General features: G+C 61.3%; 17 protein-coding genes. 6 read left to right on the top strand and 11 right to left on the bottom strand.

What is annotated here, in order from left to right; all coding sequences use genetic code 11:
* The first annotated feature begins 1 nt into the window (after position 1).
* Genes ACP7B9_RS01760 through ACP7B9_RS01750 form a run of 3 tightly spaced genes read left to right on the top strand, consistent with a single transcriptional unit; the run spans position 2 to position 2709 of the window.
* Positions 2 to 949: a carbohydrate ABC transporter permease gene (locus ACP7B9_RS01760; RefSeq protein WP_425860180.1), complete on the top strand. Its 948-nt coding sequence runs from the start codon at positions 2 to 4 to the stop codon at positions 947 to 949.
* A gap of 18 nt (positions 950 to 967) precedes the next feature.
* Positions 968 to 1915, top strand: a complete 948-nt coding sequence (locus ACP7B9_RS01755; protein WP_425860178.1) for a carbohydrate ABC transporter permease — start codon at positions 968 to 970, stop codon at positions 1913 to 1915.
* Between the two features lie 20 nt (positions 1916 to 1935).
* Positions 1936 to 2709, top strand: coding sequence for an NAD-dependent epimerase/dehydratase family protein (locus ACP7B9_RS01750; RefSeq protein ID WP_425860176.1), 774 nt, complete (start codon positions 1936 to 1938; stop codon positions 2707 to 2709).
* 98 nt (positions 2710 to 2807) lie between these two features.
* On the opposite strand, the gene araA is transcribed toward ACP7B9_RS01750, so the two are convergent.
* The 4 genes from araA to ACP7B9_RS01730 all read right to left on the bottom strand — a co-directional run bounded on the left by araA (position 2808) and on the right by ACP7B9_RS01730 (position 8160).
* Positions 2808 to 4328, bottom strand: coding sequence for an L-arabinose isomerase (araA, locus tag ACP7B9_RS01745; protein WP_425860174.1), 1521 nt, complete (start codon positions 4326 to 4328; stop codon positions 2808 to 2810).
* Positions 4329 to 4363: 35 nt separating this feature from the next.
* Positions 4364 to 5053: an L-ribulose-5-phosphate 4-epimerase gene (locus ACP7B9_RS01740; RefSeq protein WP_425860172.1), complete on the bottom strand. Its 690-nt coding sequence runs from the start codon at positions 5051 to 5053 to the stop codon at positions 4364 to 4366.
* Positions 5050 to 6738 carry a ribulokinase gene (araB, locus tag ACP7B9_RS01735; RefSeq protein ID WP_425860170.1) on the bottom strand — a complete coding sequence of 563 codons (1689 nt, stop codon included), beginning with the start codon at positions 6736 to 6738 and terminating at the stop codon, positions 5050 to 5052. Before araB ends, ACP7B9_RS01740 begins: the two co-directional genes overlap by 4 nt.
* Positions 6739 to 7122: 384 nt before the next feature.
* Positions 7123 to 8160 carry a LacI family DNA-binding transcriptional regulator gene (locus ACP7B9_RS01730; protein ID WP_425860169.1) on the bottom strand — a complete coding sequence of 346 codons (1038 nt, stop codon included), beginning with the start codon at positions 8158 to 8160 and terminating at the stop codon, positions 7123 to 7125.
* 26 nt (positions 8161 to 8186) lie between these two features.
* Between ACP7B9_RS01730 and ACP7B9_RS01725 the strand changes: the two genes are divergently transcribed.
* Positions 8187 to 9146: an aldose 1-epimerase family protein gene (locus ACP7B9_RS01725; protein ID WP_425860168.1), complete on the top strand. Its 960-nt coding sequence runs from the start codon at positions 8187 to 8189 to the stop codon at positions 9144 to 9146.
* A 25-nt stretch (positions 9147 to 9171) separates the two neighbouring features.
* On the opposite strand, the gene ACP7B9_RS01720 is transcribed toward ACP7B9_RS01725, so the two are convergent.
* The 6 genes from ACP7B9_RS01720 to ACP7B9_RS01695 form a co-directional block, all read right to left on the bottom strand.
* Complete coding sequence (locus ACP7B9_RS01720; RefSeq protein ID WP_425860166.1) at positions 9172 to 9426, bottom strand: HPr family phosphocarrier protein; 255 nt, start codon at positions 9424 to 9426, stop codon at positions 9172 to 9174.
* Positions 9427 to 9465: 39 nt separating this feature from the next.
* Entirely contained in the window at positions 9466 to 11139 is a 1674-nt protein-coding gene (ptsP, locus tag ACP7B9_RS01715; RefSeq protein WP_425860164.1) for a phosphoenolpyruvate--protein phosphotransferase, read from the bottom strand.
* Between the two features lie 8 nt (positions 11140 to 11147).
* Entirely contained in the window at positions 11148 to 12017 is an 870-nt protein-coding gene (locus ACP7B9_RS01710; protein ID WP_425860162.1) for a PRD domain-containing protein, read from the bottom strand.
* Positions 12018 to 12074: 57 nt separating this feature from the next.
* Positions 12075 to 12548: a PTS sugar transporter subunit IIA gene (locus ACP7B9_RS01705; RefSeq protein WP_425860161.1), complete on the bottom strand. Its 474-nt coding sequence runs from the start codon at positions 12546 to 12548 to the stop codon at positions 12075 to 12077.
* Positions 12549 to 12587: 39 nt separating this feature from the next.
* Positions 12588 to 14135 (bottom strand): PTS transporter subunit EIIC, encoded by a 1548-nt coding sequence (locus tag ACP7B9_RS01700; RefSeq protein WP_425860160.1) that lies wholly within the window; start codon positions 14133 to 14135, stop codon positions 12588 to 12590.
* Positions 14136 to 14502: 367 nt separating this feature from the next.
* Positions 14503 to 15390, bottom strand: coding sequence for a helix-turn-helix transcriptional regulator (locus tag ACP7B9_RS01695; RefSeq protein ID WP_425860158.1), 888 nt, complete (start codon positions 15388 to 15390; stop codon positions 14503 to 14505).
* A gap of 170 nt (positions 15391 to 15560) precedes the next feature.
* On the opposite strand from ACP7B9_RS01695, the gene ACP7B9_RS01690 reads away from it, so the two are divergent.
* Both ACP7B9_RS01690 and rox read left to right on the top strand, forming a co-directional pair.
* Positions 15561 to 16601, top strand: a complete 1041-nt coding sequence (locus ACP7B9_RS01690; protein WP_425860156.1) for an NAD(P)-dependent alcohol dehydrogenase — start codon at positions 15561 to 15563, stop codon at positions 16599 to 16601.
* Between the two features lie 87 nt (positions 16602 to 16688).
* Positions 16689 to 18116: a rifampin monooxygenase gene (gene rox / locus ACP7B9_RS01685; protein WP_425860155.1), complete on the top strand. Its 1428-nt coding sequence runs from the start codon at positions 16689 to 16691 to the stop codon at positions 18114 to 18116.
* A 1-nt stretch (position 18117) separates the two neighbouring features.
* Here rox and ACP7B9_RS01680 read toward each other — a convergent pair whose 3' ends face one another.
* Positions 18118 to 19830, bottom strand: a complete 1713-nt coding sequence (locus tag ACP7B9_RS01680; RefSeq protein ID WP_425860153.1) for an ABC1 kinase family protein — start codon at positions 19828 to 19830, stop codon at positions 18118 to 18120.
* Positions 19831 to 19832 lie beyond the last annotated feature (2 nt).

Genomic DNA, 19832 nt, shown 5'->3' with positions numbered 1-19832 from the left:
CGTGGTTGCTCCAGCTATTCTCCCGGCACGCGGACGCAACACTGGCCGTCCGCGTGCCGGCATGTCCGCCATTGAACGCAGCAGGCGTCGTTTGTACTGGCCCATGTTGCTGCCCGCGTTGATCTTAATGGTCTTGTTTTACGTTGTCCCGATCCTCTACGCCGGCTGGCTTAGCCTGCACACGTGGGACGGCATCAACGAGCTCAAGTGGCGTGGAGCAGAGAACTACATTCAGCTGGCCAAGGACCCCATCTTTGTTGGGTCCATTGGCAATACGCTGAAGATCCTTTTCGTTGTCGGAATCGTCACGTTTGTGTTTGCCTTCGCGTTGACCATGATCCTGAGGGACATGACGGGGCGGAAATTTGTCCGCAGCGTCCTCTTTTTCCCCACCCTGATCAACGCCATGGTGTTCGGCATCTTTGCCGGCTTCCTGTTCAGCCCAGCCGGGCCATTGAACAAGATCCTTGCCGCAGTGGGAGTCACCGACCCGCCCAAGTGGCTTGCCCAAGACAACCTCTTCAACCTGATCATGATCGTGATGATCTGGAGCGCCACGGGCTACTTCACCACCATCATCATGTCCGCCGTCGACCAAATCCCGGCCTACTACTACGAGGCCGCCGGCCTTGACGGTGCAGGCCCTTGGGCCAAGTTCCGCCACGTGACGCTCCCCCTTGCCTGGGACGTCATCTCGGTTTGCGCTGTTCTATGGACCATGAGCTCGGTCAAGGTTTTCGAGCTGATCCTGGTATTTGGCGGATCCACCGCGCAGGCCCCTCCGGCCAGTACCTGGTCTACAGCGCTCTATGTCTACCAAGCTGCCTTCGGCGGCGGATCCCGCGAATTCGGTGTTTCCGCGGCGGCCGCAATCGTCAGTCTTGCGCTGGTGACCGTTCTGACCATCGGCCTGCGACGCATGCTGCGCCGTGAAGCCATTGAAATCTAGCAAGCAAAGGGTGCAGCAGTGAATCAGGTTCTAACACAGTCCCCGACGGCCCCTGTGGCGGAGTCAGTGGCGACCCGTCCGCCGCTGAAAGTTCGACGGCGCAAGTCAAGTATGAAGTCCCGGCCCACCATCGGCGGGATGATCGGCCGGGCCATTGTCTGGCTCTTGGTGGCCTTCAACCTCTTCTTGGTTGTCTGGATGGTGATGACGTCGCTGCGCGATACCCGCGACATCGCCCGCGATCCTCTGGGCCTGCCCACCCAGCCTCACTGGGAAAACTTCGCCACGGCCTGGAACACCGGAGGTTTCGGCATTGCCGCCATTAACTCTGTAGTGGCCACCGTGGTGTCTTCCTTGTTGGTGGTGGCCATCGCCGCGCCGGCCGCGTACGTGTTGGCCAAGTCCACACGGAGGTTGTCTTCGACATTCACTTTGATGTTCGTGCTGGGTCTGGGTGTTCCGGGACAGGTGTTGCTGGTGCCGATCTACGTCATGATGGCCAAGTTCCAGGATCTCTCCCACCTGAAAATGATCAACAGTATCCAGGGCCTCATTGTGGTCATGGTGGGGTTGGGCATACCGTTCACGGTCTTTCTGCTGGCGGGGTTCTTCCGCTCACTGCCCGTGGAAATTGAGGAGGCCGCCGCCATTGACGGATCCTCCGGCATCCGCACCTTCATTCAGATCGTTTTGCCACTGGCCCGCTCTGGCTTGGTCACGGCGTTCATGCTGGCGGTGATCAGCGGCTGGAATGAGACACTGTTCTCGCTGGTCATGCTCACCACGGCGGAGAATCGGACCCTTCCCATTGCGCTGCTCGCTTTCCTTGACCAGTCCCAGTTCAACGGGGCCGATTGGGGCGGGTTGTTTGCCGGCATCGTCCTCGTGGTCACGCCTGTTCTGGCTTTGTTTATCTGGCTTGGGCGTCGCATAGTTGAAGGCATGACTGTCGGCATCAGCAAGTAACACGAAGGGATGGGCCGGGCGTGAAACGACGGCTTTTGCTTACGGGCGGATTGGGCACTGTGGGACAGCTCTTGCAGGCCGAATTGCGGCGCGACTACCACCTCCGCATCACGGACCGCACGGCCCCGCCCTCTGGCTCGCCCTCTGGAAGTGTGTTTGCCGAGGACGAGTTGCTCGTGGGCGATCTGCTGGACCCCGCCTTCGCCAGAGCGTGCGTCAGGAGGTCCGACGTCGTTATTCACCTTGCCGCCAACGCCTCCCCGACCGCTTCGGCCACCGAGGCTAGGGGGAATGTGGTCATGGCTGAGAATGTCTTCAAGGCCGCCGCTGAATACAAGGTCGAACGCCTGGTGATAGCCAGTTCCGTGCACGCCAACGGCCTAGAGTACCGCGATGGTTCACAAGGCATCAGTCCGCTAAACACTTCCCGGCCCTGCTGCCCTTATGGCGCTGGCAAAGTGGCCATTGAAGCGTTAGCCAGGGAACATCACGAGGCCGTCGGCGGCGCGGTCTCGTGCCTGCGTTTGGGTCTCACGGGGTGGCCACTCACGGAGCAGCAATATGCCCAAACGTGGCTATCCGCGGCCGATCTGCTTCGGCTGGTGCAGGCAGCCCTTGACCGGCCCCCGGGATTTGGCATCTACAACGCTGTTTCGCTGGACTCGGCAACGCGCTGGGATACCAGCAACGCCCTATCAGATCTTGGCTGGCAGCCTCAAGACAGGTGGCAGGTGGATGTTGACCGTCTACCTCCCGCCGCTGCGTGCCCGTGCCAAATGTTCAGCGTTCCCTAACTCACCATAGAAATCTCACATAGAAAACTCCCATAGAAAAGCGGCGCCCGTCCAGAGGAACTGGACGGGCGCCGCTTTGTTTCCTAGAGGCTCACTATCTAGAAGCCCTGGGCCAAGCGGTAGTAGGCCTGGTTCCAACGGATTTCCCGGACAAAGCCGCGTTGGGTGGTGTCCTCATCGATGACCAGAAGTTCGGCCTCGAAGATGTCGGCAAAGTCCTGGAACGCTTCGATACCCACGGCCGTGCTCATGACGGTGTGGTGCGCGGCGCCGGCCTCAAGCCAGGCAGCGGCCGAGGTTGCGAAGTCGGGCAGCGGCTTCCAGACGGCGCGGGCGACGGGCAGGTTGGGGAGCGGCTCATCCAGCGGAACCACCTCAACCTTGTTGGCAGTGAGACGGAAGCGTTCGCGCATGTCTGATAGGGCCACGACGACGCCCATTCCGGGATCGGCGTCGAACACCAGACGGACGGGATCTTCGCGGCCGCCGATACCCAGCGGGTGCACCTCGAGGGAGGGCTTGCTGGTGGTCAGGCTGGGGCAGACCTCGAGCATGTGGGCGCCGAGGATTTTTTCCTGGCCGGGGACCAAATGGTAGGTGTAATCCTCCATGAGGGAGGCTCCGCCGGGCAGGCCCTCCCCCATGACCTTGGCCGCACGAATGAGCACGGCAGTCTTCCAATCGCCCTCCGCGCCGAAACCGTAACCGTCGGCCATGAGCCGCTGCACGGCCAGGCCGGGGAGCTGGCGCAGGCCGCCAAGATCCTCGAAGTTGGTGGTGAAGGCGCCAAAGTCGCCGGCTTCCAGGAAGCTGCGCAGGCCCAGTTCGATCTTGGCACCGTAGCGCAATGACTCGTGACGCTCGGCGCCGGGGTGGAGCTCGGGAGCCACATCGTACAGGCGCAGGTATTCGGCAATCAGTTCATCAACATCAGCCTCAGAGGACGCATCCACAGCCTCGGCGAGTTCGTTGACGGACCAGCTGTTCACCGAGACGCCAAAGCGGATTTCGGCCTCGGTTTTGTCCCCCTCGGTGACGGCTACGTTGCGCATGTTGTCGCCAAAACGGGCAACTTTCAGGGTCCGGATCTGGGCTACGGCGGCGGCGGCGCGCGTCCAGGTTCCGATCTTTTCGCGCACGAGCGGGTTGGACACATGGCCAACGACGGTCTTGCGGCTGATACCCATGCGCGACTGCATGTAGCCAAATTCGCGGTCACCGTGTGCGGCCTGGTTCAGGTTCATGAAATCGAAATCGATCTCGGCCCACGGTAGGGCAACATTCGCCTGAGTATGCAGGTGCAGGAGCGGCTTGTTCAGTTCGGCAAGCCCGCGAATCCACATTTTGGCCGGTGAGAACGTGTGCATCCAAGCGATCAGGCCGATGACCTTGTTATCGGCATTGGCGTCAAGGGCGGCACGGCGGATGGATTCGGAATCCTTCAGCACGTCCTTGAAGACCACGCGTACGGGAATCTCGGTCGATTCCTGCAAGGTCTTGGCGACCTCGGCCGACTGCTCGGCCACCTGACGAAGCGTTTCCTCGCCATAGAGGTTCTGGCTTCCGGTCAGAAACCAAACTTCGTATTCAGACAAAGAGTTATTCAACTGCGAAGACATGTTCATTCCTTCGAAACAAGAGATGTGATTAGGGGTTACTGTCCGTAGACGTTTTGGTAGCGCTGGTGAAGGCTGTCGATGTGTGCGCTATCAATGGGAATCATGGGGCCAAGCTCGCGTGACAGGTGCACCGTGCGGGCAACTTCTTCACAGAGCACGGCGGCCTTCACTGCGGCCTTGGCACTGGCGCCGATGGTGAAGGGCCCATGGTTTTGCATCAGCACGGCCGGCGATCGGGAGCCTTCCAGCGTCTGAACAATGCCGCGACCAATGGAGTCGTCGCCGATCAAGGCAAAGGGCCCCACCGGGATTTCGCCACCAAATTCGTCGCCCATCATGGTCAAGACGCAGGGAATGGCTTCGCCCCGCACGGCCCATGCCGTCGCGTAGCTTGAGTGCGTGTGCACCACACCGCCCACCTCGGGCATGTGCCGGTAGACATAGGCGTGCGCGGCCGTATCGGACGACGGCGCCAGTGCAGGATTGCCCCACTCACCGTCCACTGGGGTTCCGTAAAGGTCGGTGACAACCATGGATTCCGGCGTCAGCGCGTCATAGTCAATTCCAGATGGTTTGATCACCATCAGCTCCGCGCCGGGGACCCGGGCGGAGACGTTTCCGGCGGTCCACACGACGAGTTCGTAGCGGACAAGCTCGGCATGAAGCGTGCACAATTCCTCACGAAGGACCGCAATTGCGGCAGTGGTTTCGGCTGAGTAGCTCACGCGTTCACCTCCGCCTTGAGTGAGGACGTAGTCTGCGCCTCGCGGGCGATCGCCTTGAGCCTGTGCATGACCTCATTGGCACCGCGGCCAAAGTAGTCATGCAGCAGGGTGTATTCGGCGAAGAGTGCGTTGTAGGCAGAAACATTTTCTGCGATGGGGCTGACAACAGCCTTGTTGACGCTGCCCATGGCTTCCGAGGCTGCCATGATGTCCGGGTACAGCCCGGCGGCCACAGCCGCGTGGATTGCAGATCCAAGGGCGGGGCCCTGGTTCGAGCCGATCGTGGACAGCGGCAAATTCAGTACGTCAGCGTAGATCTGCATGAGCAACTGGTTCTTCATGAGTCCGCCAGCAACGATGAATTCCGTCACGGGAACACCTGCGGCATTGAACGTCTCAACAATGACGCGAGCGCCGAATGCTGTCGCTTCCAGCAGCGCCCGGTAACCGTCCTCGGGTGTGGTTGCGAGAGTCTGCCCAACTACAACGCCGGAGAGCTCGTGGTCAACAAGGACCGAGCGGTTTCCGCTGTGCCAGTCCAGTGCGACTAGACCGTGTTCGCCAATGTTTTGGCGCTCGGCCAGTGAGGTCAGGTATTCGTGAATGCCCAAGCCCTGCTTGGCTGCCTGCTCAAGGTAGCTGGCTGGAACAGAGTTTTTGATAAACCAACCGAAGATGTCGCCAACGCCGCTCTGGCCGGCTTCGTAGCCGTACAGTCCGGGAATGATGCCGCCGTCGACAACGCCGCACATGCCCGGGACCTCGCGCAATTGAGCAGAGCTCATGACATGGCAGGTGGAGGTGCCCATGATGGCCACCATCTGGCCGGGATGCACGGCCTTCGCAGCAGGAGCCGTGACGTGAGCGTCAACATTTCCTACGGCAACCGGGATACCTTCAGGCAATCCGGTCCATGCAGCGGCTTCGGCGCTCAGATGGCCGGCAACATCGCCAAGGCTGCCAATGGGATGGTCCACCTTGTCCATGACAAAGCGGCCAAAACCCGGGTTCAGGGCCTCCAAGAATTCAACGGAGGGGTAGCTGCCATCCTGCAGAATTCCCTTGTAGCCAGCCGTGCAAGCATTGCGGACGTAGCTGCCGGTCAGCTGCCACACGATCCAGTCGGCGGCTTCCACCCAGTGCTCCATGGCCGCGTAAACCGCGGGAGCTTCCTCCAACAGCTGCAGACCCTTGGCGAATTCCCATTCCGAGGAGATCAGCCCGCCGTAACGCGGCAGCCAGCTTTCCTTACGTGCCCGTGCCAGCTCGTTGATGCGCTCAGCCTGGGGCTGCGCGGCGTGATGACGCCAAAGTTTCACAAATGCGTGCGGCTCATTGGCCCACTCGGGAAGTTCGCACAACGGGGTGCCATCTTCGGTGGTGGGAACCATGGTGCACGCCGTGAAGTCCGTACCGATAGCCTTCACGTCGGCCGGGTCAATGCCGGCCTGGGCAATGGCGGCCGGAACCGCTTGCTTAAGCACTTGCCGGTAATCCTCAGGAACCTGCAGAGCCCATTCCGGGGGCAGCCTGTCTTGGGATCCCGGAAGGGAGCGCTCCACTACTCCATGCGGATACTCGACGACGGCGGAGGCCAGCTCCGCGCCGTCGCTCACCCGAACCACCACGGCCCGTCCGGACAGCGTGCCGTAATCAACCCCGATTACGTATGAATCCTGCGTCACCTTGCGTTCCTCTCAGCCAATGCGACCGGCGCGCCTCCTTTGGCGACCCGGAAGAAAACTAGTTGTGAACGCTAACATTACCGAAATGCCGAGCCAAGTCAAGAGGGTGGAGGGCTGAACAGTTGTCGCTTTCCACATTTCCGGACGAAAAATTCCTTACAGCTACGGAAATCCAGGGCGAATCGAAAGTCCCAGGGCCGGCGGCTTACCGGAGAGACTGGCTAATAGTTTGCCGTGATGCGCATCTCACGCAACGCCTTCATCGAGCAACGCTTGACATGAAATCTGTGAACGCTAACAATTGCAATGCAAGAGAAGATGCATTTTAAGACCAGAAAGTGCGCCTGGAAGCTGCCGGAATCACTGTGCAAGCAGCGTTGAAGGCTAGCTGCGCGTCAGTGCCGCGGGCCGTGGCCCGGTGCTGCCGCGCACCATCAAGTGCGGCTGAATGCGCACCGAGAACAAGGGATCATTGCCAGCGATCCCGTCCAGGAGCATGCCTACACAGCGCCGGCCCAATTCAGCAAAATCCTGTCGGATGGTTGTCAGCGGCGGGTAGTAAAAACCAGATTCGGGGCTGTCATCAAATCCAACAATGGAAAGATCGCGCGGGAGCGTCAGCTTGCGCTCGTACGCTGCACGCATCACGCCGAGGGACATTTGATCGTTAGCAACAAAAACCGCTGTGCACTCGCCACTGTCGATCAGGGCCTTGCCGGCTTCGTAGCCGGACTCTGCGCTCCAGTCCCCCACGAACAAGGTGCCCGGTTCCAAACCTGCGCTGGCCAAAGCAGCTTCCCAGCCGCGGCGCCGGGCTTGAGCGTCAAGCCAATCCACCGGCCCCATGATGTGGGCAATTCTCCGGTGGCCGTGATCGATCAGATGTTTGGTGGCCAACCAGCCGCCGCGCTGCTGGTCAACACCGACGTTTTGCACACCGGCAGCACCGATGTCACCGATGGCAACCAGCGGAACACCCGGGTTCAGCCGCTCGATGGTGCGCACAATTTCTTCCTGCGGGGCAATGACCACCAGCCCGTCCACCTGATGTGCCAAGTGGTATTCAACCGTGTCCCTAATGGCCTTTTCACTGACATCAGGCAGCCCGACTGTGTTGACCGCGTACCCGGAAGCATGGGCAGCTTCCTGAATTCCCAACAGAATATGTGCCGGACCGAAGTGCCCCATATTGTGCGCAACCACGCCCAACGTCTCCGAACGGCGGGTCACCAATTGCCGCGCCGCGGTGTTTCGCCGGTAGCCCAGCTCGGCAATGGCAGCCTCCACCACGGTGCGAGTCTTGGCGCTTACATTGGGATGGTTGTTGATCACCCGTGAGACCGTCTGATGTGAAACGCCTGCCTTGGCTGCCACGTCCGCCATGACAGGCGGGTGCGCATTTGCCGACACATTTTCGCTCATAATCACATTCTCGCAGAGGAGAACGCATGCAAAGCAATTCCAACCGCCCGGTTTCGGGAACGCAAACAATCCTGAATGCCGGCGATTACCAGGCCGTGATCGCGTCGGTGGGTGCATCGCTGCGCTTGCTCACCCACCGTGGACGCAATTTAGTGGTCCCCTTTGAAGCAGATGAAATTCGCCCAGGATACCGCGGAGCGAACCTTGCACCCTGGCCCAACAGGATTGCCGACGGCGCCTACACCTCTGGCGGTGAGCGCTATCAGTTGCCCGTCAACGAGATTGACAGGCTGACTGCACTGCACGGGCTGGTCATCTGGAATGAGTGGGAGCTAGTGGAGCAGACACCGCAAAGTGCGACGTTTGGCGCGGTCATCGAGCCCCAGGAAGGGTACCCGCACCGCCTGGCCATCGAGGCTGCTTACACGCTCAGCGAGCAGGGGATGACGTGGCGCATCTCGGCCACGAACATTGGTGCCGGCACCGATCCGGCTCCCTACGGCGTCGGACCTCACCCGTATTTGGTGGCGGGCAGCGGAACGGTTGACCGGTGGACGCTTGAGTTACCGGCCGCACAGGTCCTCAGCGTTTCGCCTGAGCGGCTGCTTCCCACCACTCTTGACGATGTTGCAACCACTAGGGCGGGCTACTTCGATTTTCAGCGGCCGCGAGAGTTGGACACTACCGAAATTGACCACGCATTTACGGGCCTGCAGGCTAGCGCGGATAGCGGCCAAAGCACGGGCGACGTCGAAGTACGCGTCGTTTCTCCCGAAGGCACCGGCGTGCTCATGCGCTGGAACGGTACGGTTCTGCCGTGGGTGCAAGTCCACACAGCAGACCGGCCCGAAGCAGAATTGAACCGGATCGGGCTGGCCGTTGAGCCCATGAGCTGCCCTCCCGATGCCTTCAACTCAGGCACCGATCTGGTCAGTCTCGTCCCCGGTCAACGCCACGATGCCCAGTGGAGCATCGCGGCGCTTTGACCGGCGCCCGGTGCAGAAAACTAGGTTAGGCGTCCAGATCCCGTGCAATCAGCGCGGCGATCTCGGCAACTGCTTCAGCGTTCTCTGACTCGACCGTGACGCTTGCACCAAAATCTGCGCCCAGGGTCATGATCATCAATGACGAGGTGGCGTCCACTTCTTCGCCGTCGAGGGTCAACAGGATCTCTTCCTCGTAGGCGCCGGCGGCCTGGGCGATCATGGCGGCGGGGCGGGCGTGCAGGCCCACGGCGGATCCAACAACAACAGTTTGCTTGCTCATTTTAGCTACTCCTTGAAACGTATTACTGGGAAAGAAAAACTAGGACAGAAGTTCGTGGGCCGTTGAACGGGCCTCGCGTGCGGTGGTGCAACGAAGAACCGCGGCAGCCGCCCGCTGGCATTGATCCAGCGAGACGGACCCCAGCTGAAGTCCGACGGCGGCCAACGCGTTGGGTGCCATGGACAGGCTGCTTAGGCCAAGACCCACCAGGATGCAGGCGAGGAAGGGATCCGCCGCGGCCTCACCACAAACACCCACGGGCTTCTGGCTGCTGACGCCAGCAGCTGCCGCGGAGCGGATCAAGTGCAATACGGCCGGTTGCCAAGGATCGGTCAGCGCGGCAAGGGAGGGAGCCATCCGGTCCGCAGCCATCGCATACTGGGTCAGATCGTTCGTGCCGACGGACATAAAGTCCACCTCTTCCAGAAACGCCTCGGCCAGCAAAGCAACCGAGGGCACCTCCACCATGATGCCGGGCGAAAGCTGGCGTGCCCGGCAGGCAGCGGCAAAGTCCTGTGCTTCATCGATCGTGGCAACCATGGGAGCCATGACCTTGGCGTTCGTGACACCCTGCTGCTTTGCGGCCAGGGCAATGGCATCGAGCTGGCGCTCCAACAACCCCGGATCGGCCTGGCCCAAGCGGATGCCACGGACACCCAGTGCCGGGTTCTCCTCTTCAGGGTGGAGAACAAACGGCACCGGCTTGTCGGATCCGGCGTCGAGGGTGCGGAACACAACCTTCTGATCAGGGAAAGCCGCCAGGACTTCACCATAGATACCAGCCTGATCAGCCACGGAAGGCTCGGTCTGCGCAGACAGAAAACACAGCTCCGTGCGGAACAACCCCACACCCTGGGCCGGGAATTTGGCGGCCGCACGTGCTCCGGCCCCGTCCTGGACGTTGGCCAGAAGTTCGACGGCGGTGCCGTCCTGGGTGCGGCCCGGTCCGGTCCACGACTGCACGGCCTCACGGCGTGCGGCGTCGGCCAGGACGCGAGCCTCGGCCTCCACGGGATCGGTGCCCACAAACAGAGTTCCCGCGCCACCATCAAGAAGAACCAAGGCGCCTTCCTGAATGCTGGCCAAGTCCGCAGCCGCAACAATGCAGGGGATTCCCAGCTGGCGGGCAATGATGGCCGTGTGGCTGGTGGGGCCACCCAATCGGGTGGCGACCCCGTGAATCAGTGCCGGATCAAGCGTTGCGGTGTCAGCCGGCGCTAGATCCTCAGCCAACAGGACGATGGGCCGTTCGGGCGTGGGCACCCCGGGTTCCGGCAGGCCGAGCAGTTCGGAAACCACGCGGTTGCGGATGTCGCCAAGGTCGGTGACGCGCTCCGCCATCAGCCCGCCGAGCTTTTCAAACTTCTCGATGAACTGCGCAATCGCCGCCACCGTGGCGGATTCAGCGGTGGAACCGGCAGAGATGAGCTTCGCCGTTGCACGCTGCAGGCCACGGTCCGCAGCCAGGGCCGCCGTTGCGCCGAGAACTTCGGCGGCAGCGCCGGAAGCGTTTGAGGCACGGGCAGTGAGCCGTTCGGCAACCGTAACCACGGCTGCTTTCCAGCGCTCAATCTCAGACTCCCGGGCTTCCTCGCTAAGAGGAGCGTCATAGCTCGGCGGGAGTACGGGCGCCGGCTTCACCCAAAGCGCGGGCGCATAGCCAAGGCCTGCCACAACACCTGTTCCGGTGGTGACAATAGCAGTGTCAATCATTTCAAATCCTAAGTATTGAGCATCTCGACATAGAGCCGACTTGTATGCAGTGCCAAGTAGGAGACCTCGTCATCTCCGAGGTCCCGGCGCAGCGCGCCCCCAATGAGCTTGGCAACCTCCAGGGCCGCATCGGCAGCCTCCGGGTAGGCCTGCCGAACGGAGGCCAGAACATCAACCCGGATCGTTGCCGAGCTGGTGGCCTCCGTCGGCCGCGCAAAGAGATAGCGCAGATGGGTCACAAAACGAGAAGCACTCAGGGCATTCTCGTCAATGTTCCTACCCCACCGAACCGAGAGCAGCGAGAAGACTTGGGCAATGGTTTCCGTCATGGAAACTGTCTTGGAAAAATCTGACTTGGACCATTGCTGGTTCACGAAGTGCAGCGCGAACGCCACCCACTCTTCCTCCTGCAATTGCACGCCCAGCCGCTGCATGATGAGGGCAACAACGCGCCGCCCCAAATTTCCCTCGGCCGGGTAAAGCTGGGCAACTTCCCACCGCAGTGGGAAGTCAACCTTGATGCCGTCACGGGCCCTCTGCACCGCGAAACCCAGATGGTCAAGGATGGGGACCAGCAGCGATTGCCGTGGTTCCAATCGCAGTTCCAGCTGAGCCATCGCCGTGATTTCCTGCGCTAGTTCGATCTGCTCCAGTGGGGCATCACTTAGTACGCCAGCAACGTGGCTGGCGGCGTAGCTGCCATCGGGGACAAAGCGCTGATCCGCCGAGTCAAGTTCTATGGGCTCGCCGGGCTTGTGCCCGAACCCAATGCCCTTGCCAACAAGAACCATCTCGCTGCCGTCGTGAAGCTCGGCAAGGAGAACGTTGTTGTTGTAAACCCTTTTGATGGTTGCAGATGTTCCGCGTGTCAGGTCCATAAGGATGCGATCCTAGCAGCGACTAAGGCGCAGGCAGCGCCCATGACGGGCACCATGTTATTTCTTCCGAACGGTGATGACCGGGGTTCCGGCGCTGGCGCCGATTTCGGTCTCAGCAATCACGAAGTCCTTGCCGTTGGTCACCAAAACCGGTGTCACCATGGAGGGAACCAACGGTGTCATCGCGGCCAGATCACAGCTGATGATCAGATCGCCCTGCTTGACGCTCTCCCCCTTGGCGCGGTGGGCCGTGAAGCCTTCGCCCTTCAGCTTGACCGTGTCCATGCCAACGTGGACCAGGATTTCCGCACCAGCGGCCGTGCGCACCGCGAAGGCGTGCAAGGTCTTGGCGACCAGGATCAGTTCCCCGTCAACGGGGCTGACAAAGTTACCCTCGGAAGGGTCGACGGCGAATCCCTCGCCAACAGCGCCGCTGGCGAACACGGGGTCCGGCACATCGGCAAGCGCCATGAGTGAACCGGCTGTGGGAGCGAAGATTTGCTCGCCCTTTTTCTTGAACATTTTCAACATTTATGTGACTCCTAGAGTGGTTAAGCGGTTGGCGCGAAATTAGTCGTCAATGCCAAGACTTTCATTAATCGCACTTTTGTACAGAACTGCCTTGCCACCGAAGACGGCCTGAACGCCACCGCTGACCTCGAAAACGCCGGCGGCGCCGAGCTGGCGAAGCCTGTCCTTATCCACCTGGCCGGGATCCTTGACGGAAACACGCAGCCGGGTGATGCAGGCGTCAACCTCCTCGAGGTTTTCGGCCCCGCCCAGTGCGGCCAGGACCTGCGCGGCCTCGCGCTGGATGGGTGTGCCCTCTTCGGCACCGCCAACCAGGGCCGGGACCAACTCGGCGTCGCCCGCGGAGGAGGCATCGGCGTCGTTCCCCAGTGTGTCCTCGAGGTGACCCGGGGTGCCGAACTTGAACTTCTTGATGAAGAACTTGAACGTGAAGTAGTACAGGAAGAACCAGACGATGCCGACCGGGATGACAAGGAGCCAGTTGGTGCGGTCGTTGCCTTGGAAGACACCGAAGAGCAGGAAGTCGATCAGGCCACCGGAGAAAGTGTTGCCGATGCTGATGTTCAACAGGTCCGCAATAAGGAAGGACAGACCGTCGAAGATAGCGTGGATGACGTAGAGAATCGGTGCCACGAACAGGAACATGAACTCGATGGGCTCGGTGATGCCGGTAATGAAGGATGTCAGGGCAACGGATGCGAACAGGCCCGTGTACTTGGCGCGGCGACCCTTGGGGATCACATGCCACATGGCAAGGCAGGCGCCCGGGAGACCGAACATCATGGTGTCAAAGCGGCCGGCGAAGAAGCGGGTGCCTTCGGTAAAGAGTCCAACGTGGTTCGGGTCGGCGAGCTGGGCGAAGAAGATCTTCTGCGCACCGATCACCTGGACGCCGTTGACCATTTCGGTGCCACCCAGCGGGGTGTACCAGAACATGGGGTAGATCATGTGGTGCAGACCGGCGGCACCGCTAAGGCGCAACAGCGATCCGTAGAGGAAGGTACCAAAGGCGCCCATGCTGGCGATGCCGGTGCCGGCATCGACCAAGGCGTTCTGGACGGGCGGCCACACGATGAAGAACACGGCGCCAACAATGATGGCCGCGAAAGCCGTGACAATCGGGACAAAGCGTGAGCCACCGAAGAAGCCAAGGATGGCTGGCAGCTGGATGTTGTGGAAGCGATTGTGCAGCATGACGGCCACACCACCAACTACCAGGGCGCCCACAACACCGGTGTCGATGGCAGCAGCATCCGGGGTGAAGATCCCCAGCAATGACTTGATGGTTGCCACCATGACCAGGTATCCGACGACGCCAGCCAGGGCGGCCGTTCCCTTATCGCGCTTGGCCAGGCCAATACACAGGCCGACGGCGAGAAGGATCGCCAGGTTCTCAAAGACAGTTGAGCCGGCGGCCGACATGACGCCGAAGATGCCCTGTAAAACATGGTTGTCAAGGATGGGGTACGAGGCCACCGTGGTGGGGTTGGAGAGAGCTCCACCAATACCGAGCAGCAATCCTGCTGCGGGAAGAATGGCGACCGGCAGCATGAAAGCCTTGCCGATCTTAGATAGTTGCTTGAACACTAAAATTCCCTACGCTCGAGGCATGACGACGTCGTCAAGCCAGAATCTGAGCCGTTGGGGATCCTGTAATTCCGTGAAGAGACGCAGATGATGCGGGAATGGGCGGCAACGTTGGCGGCCCACGCGCAATGCGTAGTCATGGAGGGACCCTCAGGCAAAGACGGACGGATGGCCCCTGCATATGGATGCGCGAGGCCGTAGCGTCTCAGGTTCTTGCCGAAAGTTACAATCCCGATGACAGCCGCCAAAAAGTGGCAGCCAAATAAGAATACACATGTGACCGGTGTCAAAGCCAAACGGGGATCAAAATGCGCGATGGCGCGGGCAAGAGTTGCTACCCTCGCGCGGGTGTGCGGCCATCGCCGAATTATCGGCGGCGGCCAAGCACCCCATCGGTCCGCTCGGGCGGGCAGGGCGCATGCCACGCCGCCAGCAGTCGCAGCGCATCGGCAGAGGGACTTCCGGGTTCGGCTGTGTAAATAAACATGCTCAGCGCCGACTCACCGGGGAGGGACAGCGTCTCGTAGATCAGCTCCATGTCCCCCACAACGTCATGGTGAACCTTCTTCACTCCGGACTGATGCTCGTGAAGATCATGGGTGGCCCATCTGACCCGGAAATCTTCGGACGCCGTGGCCAGTTCGCCGATCAGGTTCGTTAGGTCCTTGTCGTGTGGATTGCGGCCGGCGGCAACGTGGAGCATGGCAACGCTGTAGCTGGCGATCTGGTCCCACTCCACGTAGAAGCGCTGCGATCCTGGATCGAGATGGATGTAGCGCGCATGATTCAGCGTGCCGTTGGAGCCCGCGATGAGCCCGGCATACAGTGCCTTGCCTAGCGCGTTCACGGCAACAATGTCACCCCTGCCGTTTTGTACGATGGCGGGCAAGTCGGTCATCTGGTCCATGACCAGTTGGAGGGTGGTGCGGATGGCGGGTGCCGGCGAGCGCCGTCGTACTGGTCTTGGTCCGCCACTGTGGGCACCACGGGTGAGATCAAAGAGATGGCGGCGCTCAATCTCACCGAGCCGAAGAGTGCGGGCAATGGCATCCAGGACGGCATCCGAGGCGCCGACAGCGTTGCCTCGTTCCAGCCGGGTGTACCAACTGACGCTGACGCCGGCCAGGGCCGCGAGCTCTTCTCGGCGCAGGCCTGGCACCCGGCGGCTGCTGCCCGCCGGCAGACCATAGTCTTCCGGCCGAATCTTCGCGCGGCGGGACGTCAGGAACTCGCGCAACTCAGTTTTGTTGTCCATTTATTCGAGTTTACTTCCCAGCACCTCCATTGAGGCAGTCACTGGCAGTGCCCCCATCAACCAGCACTCCCGGATTAGCCGATTTTCTCTTTTCTTGACGTCGTTGACCCTGTAGCGTCGAGGACGGAACGCGCCATTGGGCGCCGATTAACCCCACGCTTGGAGATTTCATGACTACCGCACGCGCTTACGCTGCCACCTCCCCCACCGAGCCGCTCGTTGCTACGACCATCGAACGCCGTGAAGTGGGACCACACGACATCTTGATCGACATTGCCTACGCAGGTGTCTGCCACTCCGACATTCACACCGTTCGCGGCGAATGGGGACCCATCGCTTACCCGCAGGTAGTGGGCCACGAAATCGTGGGCACCGTCGCCGCAGTGGGTGCCGACGTCACCCGCCACACCCTAGGTGACCGCGTTGGCGTTGGCTGCATGGTCAACTCCTGCCGCGAGTGCGTCAACTGCCTGGCCGGCATGGAGAACTACTGCCTCAACGGCAACATTGGTACATATGCCTCCACTGACTTGGACGGCACCATCACCCAGGGTGGGTACGCCACCAACATTGTTGTCAACGAGGACTTCGTGCTCCGCGTCCCCGAGAGCATCCCGTACGAATCCGCGGCACCGCTGCTCTGCGCTGGCATCACCACCTACTCGCCCCTGGCTCACTGGAATGCGGGCCCGGGCAAGAAGGTTGCCGTAGTTGGCATGGGCGGCTTGGGCCACATGGCCGTCAAGATCGCCCACGCCATGGGCGCCGAGGTCACCGTGCTGTCACAGTCATTGAGCAAGCAGGAAGATGGCTTGCGTTTCGGTGCCGACCACTACTTCGCCACAAGCGATGCCGGCACGTTCGAAACGCTCAAGAACACCTTCGATCTGATCATCAACACCGTCAGCGCACCTGTTGACCTTGGCTCCTACGTCTCCTTGCTGCGCTTGGACGGCACCATGGTCAATGTAGGCGCCCCGGCCGAGCCGCTGCCGATCTCCGTCTTTGCGCTCATGGGCAACCGCCGCTCCTTCGCCGCCTCAGGAATTGGCAGCATCGCGGAGACCCAGGAAATGCTGGACTTCTGTGCCGAGCACAACATCGCTCCGGAAACGGAGCTGATCGAGGCCGCGCAGATCAACGACGCCTACGAGCGCATCCTGAAGTCGGATGTCCGCTACCGCTTCGTGATTGATACTGCAACGATCTAAGTTTCGTTGACCTGAGGGGCGTTCCACCAATTGGTGGGACGCCCCTTTACGCTTAAGTTCAGGTAATTTCAGGAAGCGGGTTTTGACTTGTTCGACGTAATTATTAGTGGTGGCGGGCCAACCGGGATGATGCTCGCCAGCGAGCTGCGCCTGCACAACGTTGACGTACTCGTTCTGGAGAAGGACGCCGAGCCAAGTCTGGCTGTTCGTTCACTGGGCCTGCACCCGCGCAGCATTGAGATCATGGATCAACGCGGCCTGCTCGAAAGGTTCCTGGCACGCGGCCAGCAGTATCCCGGCGGCGCCGGCCGGTTTGCGGGGATCGAGCCAACCCGGCCAATAACGTTGGACACCGCCCACGATTACATCCTGGGCATTCCCCAACCCGTGACCGATCGGCTGCTGGCCGAACGCGCCGTCGAACTCGGTACCCAAATCCGCCGCGGCACGGAAGTCACGGGTTTGGAGCAGGATGAGCACGGCATCAGTGTCCACCTCGCTGACGGAACGCAGTTACGCTCACGCTGGCTCGTGGCGTGCGACGGCGGACGAAGCCTGGTGCGCCGGCTCCTGAACATCGGCTTCCCCGGTGAGGCGGCAAAGACCGAGTGGCTACTAGGTGAGGTTGAGGTCACCACTCCGGCGGGGGAATTGGCCGCCGTGGCGGAAGAGGTTCGCAAGACCCACAAGGGCTTCGGCATTGGCCCGGCCGGAAACGGCCTTTTCCGCGCCGTAGTTCCCGCAGCCACTGTTACCGAGGATCGCACGGTTCCGCCAACGCTGAAAGAGTTCCGTGCGCAGCTGCGAGCCTACGCGGGGACCGATTTTGGTGTGCACTCGCCGCGTTCGTTGACGCGGTTCAGTGATGCCACACGCCTGGCTGAACGCTACCGAGTTGACCGTGTTTTCCTCGCCGGCGATGCCGCGCACGTTCACCCGCCGCTGGGCGGCCAGGGGCTGAACCTGGGGATTCAAGACGCCTTCAACCTCGGTTGGAAGCTCGCCGCCGAGATCCAGGGGTGGGCGCCGAGTGGGCTGTTGGACAGCTATTTCACAGAGCGTCACCCCGTGGCCGAAGGTGTGCTGACTCTGACCCGGGCCCAATCGGAACTGATCTCGCCGGAGCCCGGCCCGCAGGCTGTGCGCCGTTTGTTGACCGAGCTCATGGACGCCGATGACGTCAGCCGTTTCCTCGCCGAGAAGATCACCGGGATCGGGATTCGCTACGACTTCGGTGAGGGCCCCGAGCTGCTGGGCAGGCGTATGCGGGACATCCCCCTGCGTCAGGGTCGCCTTTTCGAGCTCAGCCGCGATGGCCGTGGACTCCTACTGGACACCACCGGTGAACTCTCCTTGACTGGTTGGACGGATCGAATCCACCATATTCAGCTCGCCAGTGGAGAACTGTCCGCTCCTGCGATCCTGCTGAGACCAGACGGTCACGTCGCCTGGATCGGCAAGGACCAGAACAGCCTGCTCCGTCATCTACCAACCTGGTTCGGCGCCGCCTGCTGAATCAGCTGCGGCGGCGTCCAGCCCATAGGCCATATAGGAGGGGAAGCGTCGAGGCGATCATCAGGACGTCGCCAAGGACGGTGTCATTCGCCCGGACCACGGAGCCTGCGATGAGCAATGAACCGAAGATCAGTGCGGCCACTGCGAGATGCGCAGTGCGGATGAGCCGTGCCAGCTGCCGTTCCAGGCGCGGGCTGGCGACCGCCAAGGAACCATTCTCGATGTCGGTGATCAGGCCGTCCATGCGTTTTGGCAGGCGCAAGGTAACTGCTGCGGCGTCGAGCGCCTGGGTAGCTACATCCTTGATGATGTTGCCGCGCTCATCGCGCAGCAGTTGCGCCGCGTAGGGTTCAACCGAATCCCACAGATTGAACCGGGCGTCCAGCGAGCTGCATACACCCGAGGTCAGTGACATGGCGCGGATGATGAGCAGGAAGTTCTCCGGCAACTGGAACGGAAGCGAGCGAACCACATCACCAAACTCCGCCGCAAAATCACGGAACTCCCGAGGGTCCACGTCTCGAAGCTCAGCGAAGCCCATCCCGCCAAATCTGGCGAAGAGGTGCGTCATCGCGCGCTCGAGCTCGGCAGTATCGGCCGACGGCACCAGCACGCCGATGTCGCCGATGGCGGCCACCAACCCCTTCCCATCCCGCGATGCAGCCGCGATCAGCAGCTTCCGCAAGCCGTTTCGCGTCGCAGGTGGAACCTCGCCCATCATGCCAAAGTCGATGAACGTCAGCTTCCAGGGGTGATCCGCGGAGGGATCGGCTTCGGGGGTGACAAAGATATTGCCGGGGTGCGGATCGGCGTGGAAAAAGCCGTTTGTGAACAACTGATCGAACATGACCGCAGCGAAAACCGGGGCAACCTCGGCCGGGTCGATCCCCGCAGCGATAAGCGCCTGCGAGTCCGTAATCTTGATCGCCGTGACATCTTCGAGCGTCAGCACCCGGCGCGTGGTTCGCTCCCACACGACGCCGGGCACAGTCACCCTCTTGTCGGTGGCGAAATCAGCAGCAAACCGTTCCAAATTCGCGGCCTCGTTCAGGTAGTCGATCTCCTCAAGGCTTGTCTTCGCAAACTCCTCGACCAATGCGGGGACGTTAGCCCGTTTGGACACGATGCGGATGCGGCTCAGCCAGCCACCCACTTTGCGCAGCGCCGCTAGATCGACGTCGACAATTGCACCTATGCCTGGCCGTTGCACCTTCAACACCACAGTTTGAAGTCCGGTATCTGCGGCATTGCCTGGAAGGAGTTTCGCTCGATGTGCCTGCCCAAGGGAGGCAGCGGCGATGGGATTCTCCTCGACCGAGGCAAATACCAGTTCCAGGGGCGCACCCAGCTCAGCCTCGGCAAGAGCTCGTAATTCAAGGAACGGAACAGGCGGCACCTCATCCTGAAGTCCTTCCAACTCGGCGGTGATTTCCGGCGGGAGCACATCGAGTCTTGACGACATGTACTGCCCCACCTTGATCATCAGCCCGCCAAGCTCCACGGCCAGAACATGGAAGCGTTGCGCGAAGCGCCGCATCCGCTTCGCTCTGGTGCGTTCGGCAACTCTCGACAGCCCAAGCCGCGGGAGGAACAGCTCAAACCACCACGTCACCGTCAGATTCCATGCGGCGAAGCGCAGGATGCGACGGTAGCGAGCACGGGTGCCAGCGGCGCCAGCCTGCTGGCCTCCTTGCTCGCGGCGAACCGACTTCAACC

The organism is Arthrobacter sp. TWP1-1 (assembly GCF_049897845.1).
Classification (GTDB): domain Bacteria; phylum Actinomycetota; class Actinomycetes; order Actinomycetales; family Micrococcaceae; genus Specibacter.
The sequence above is the reverse complement of the archived record's forward strand: the minus strand, read 5'-3'. Positions and strand labels throughout refer to the sequence as shown.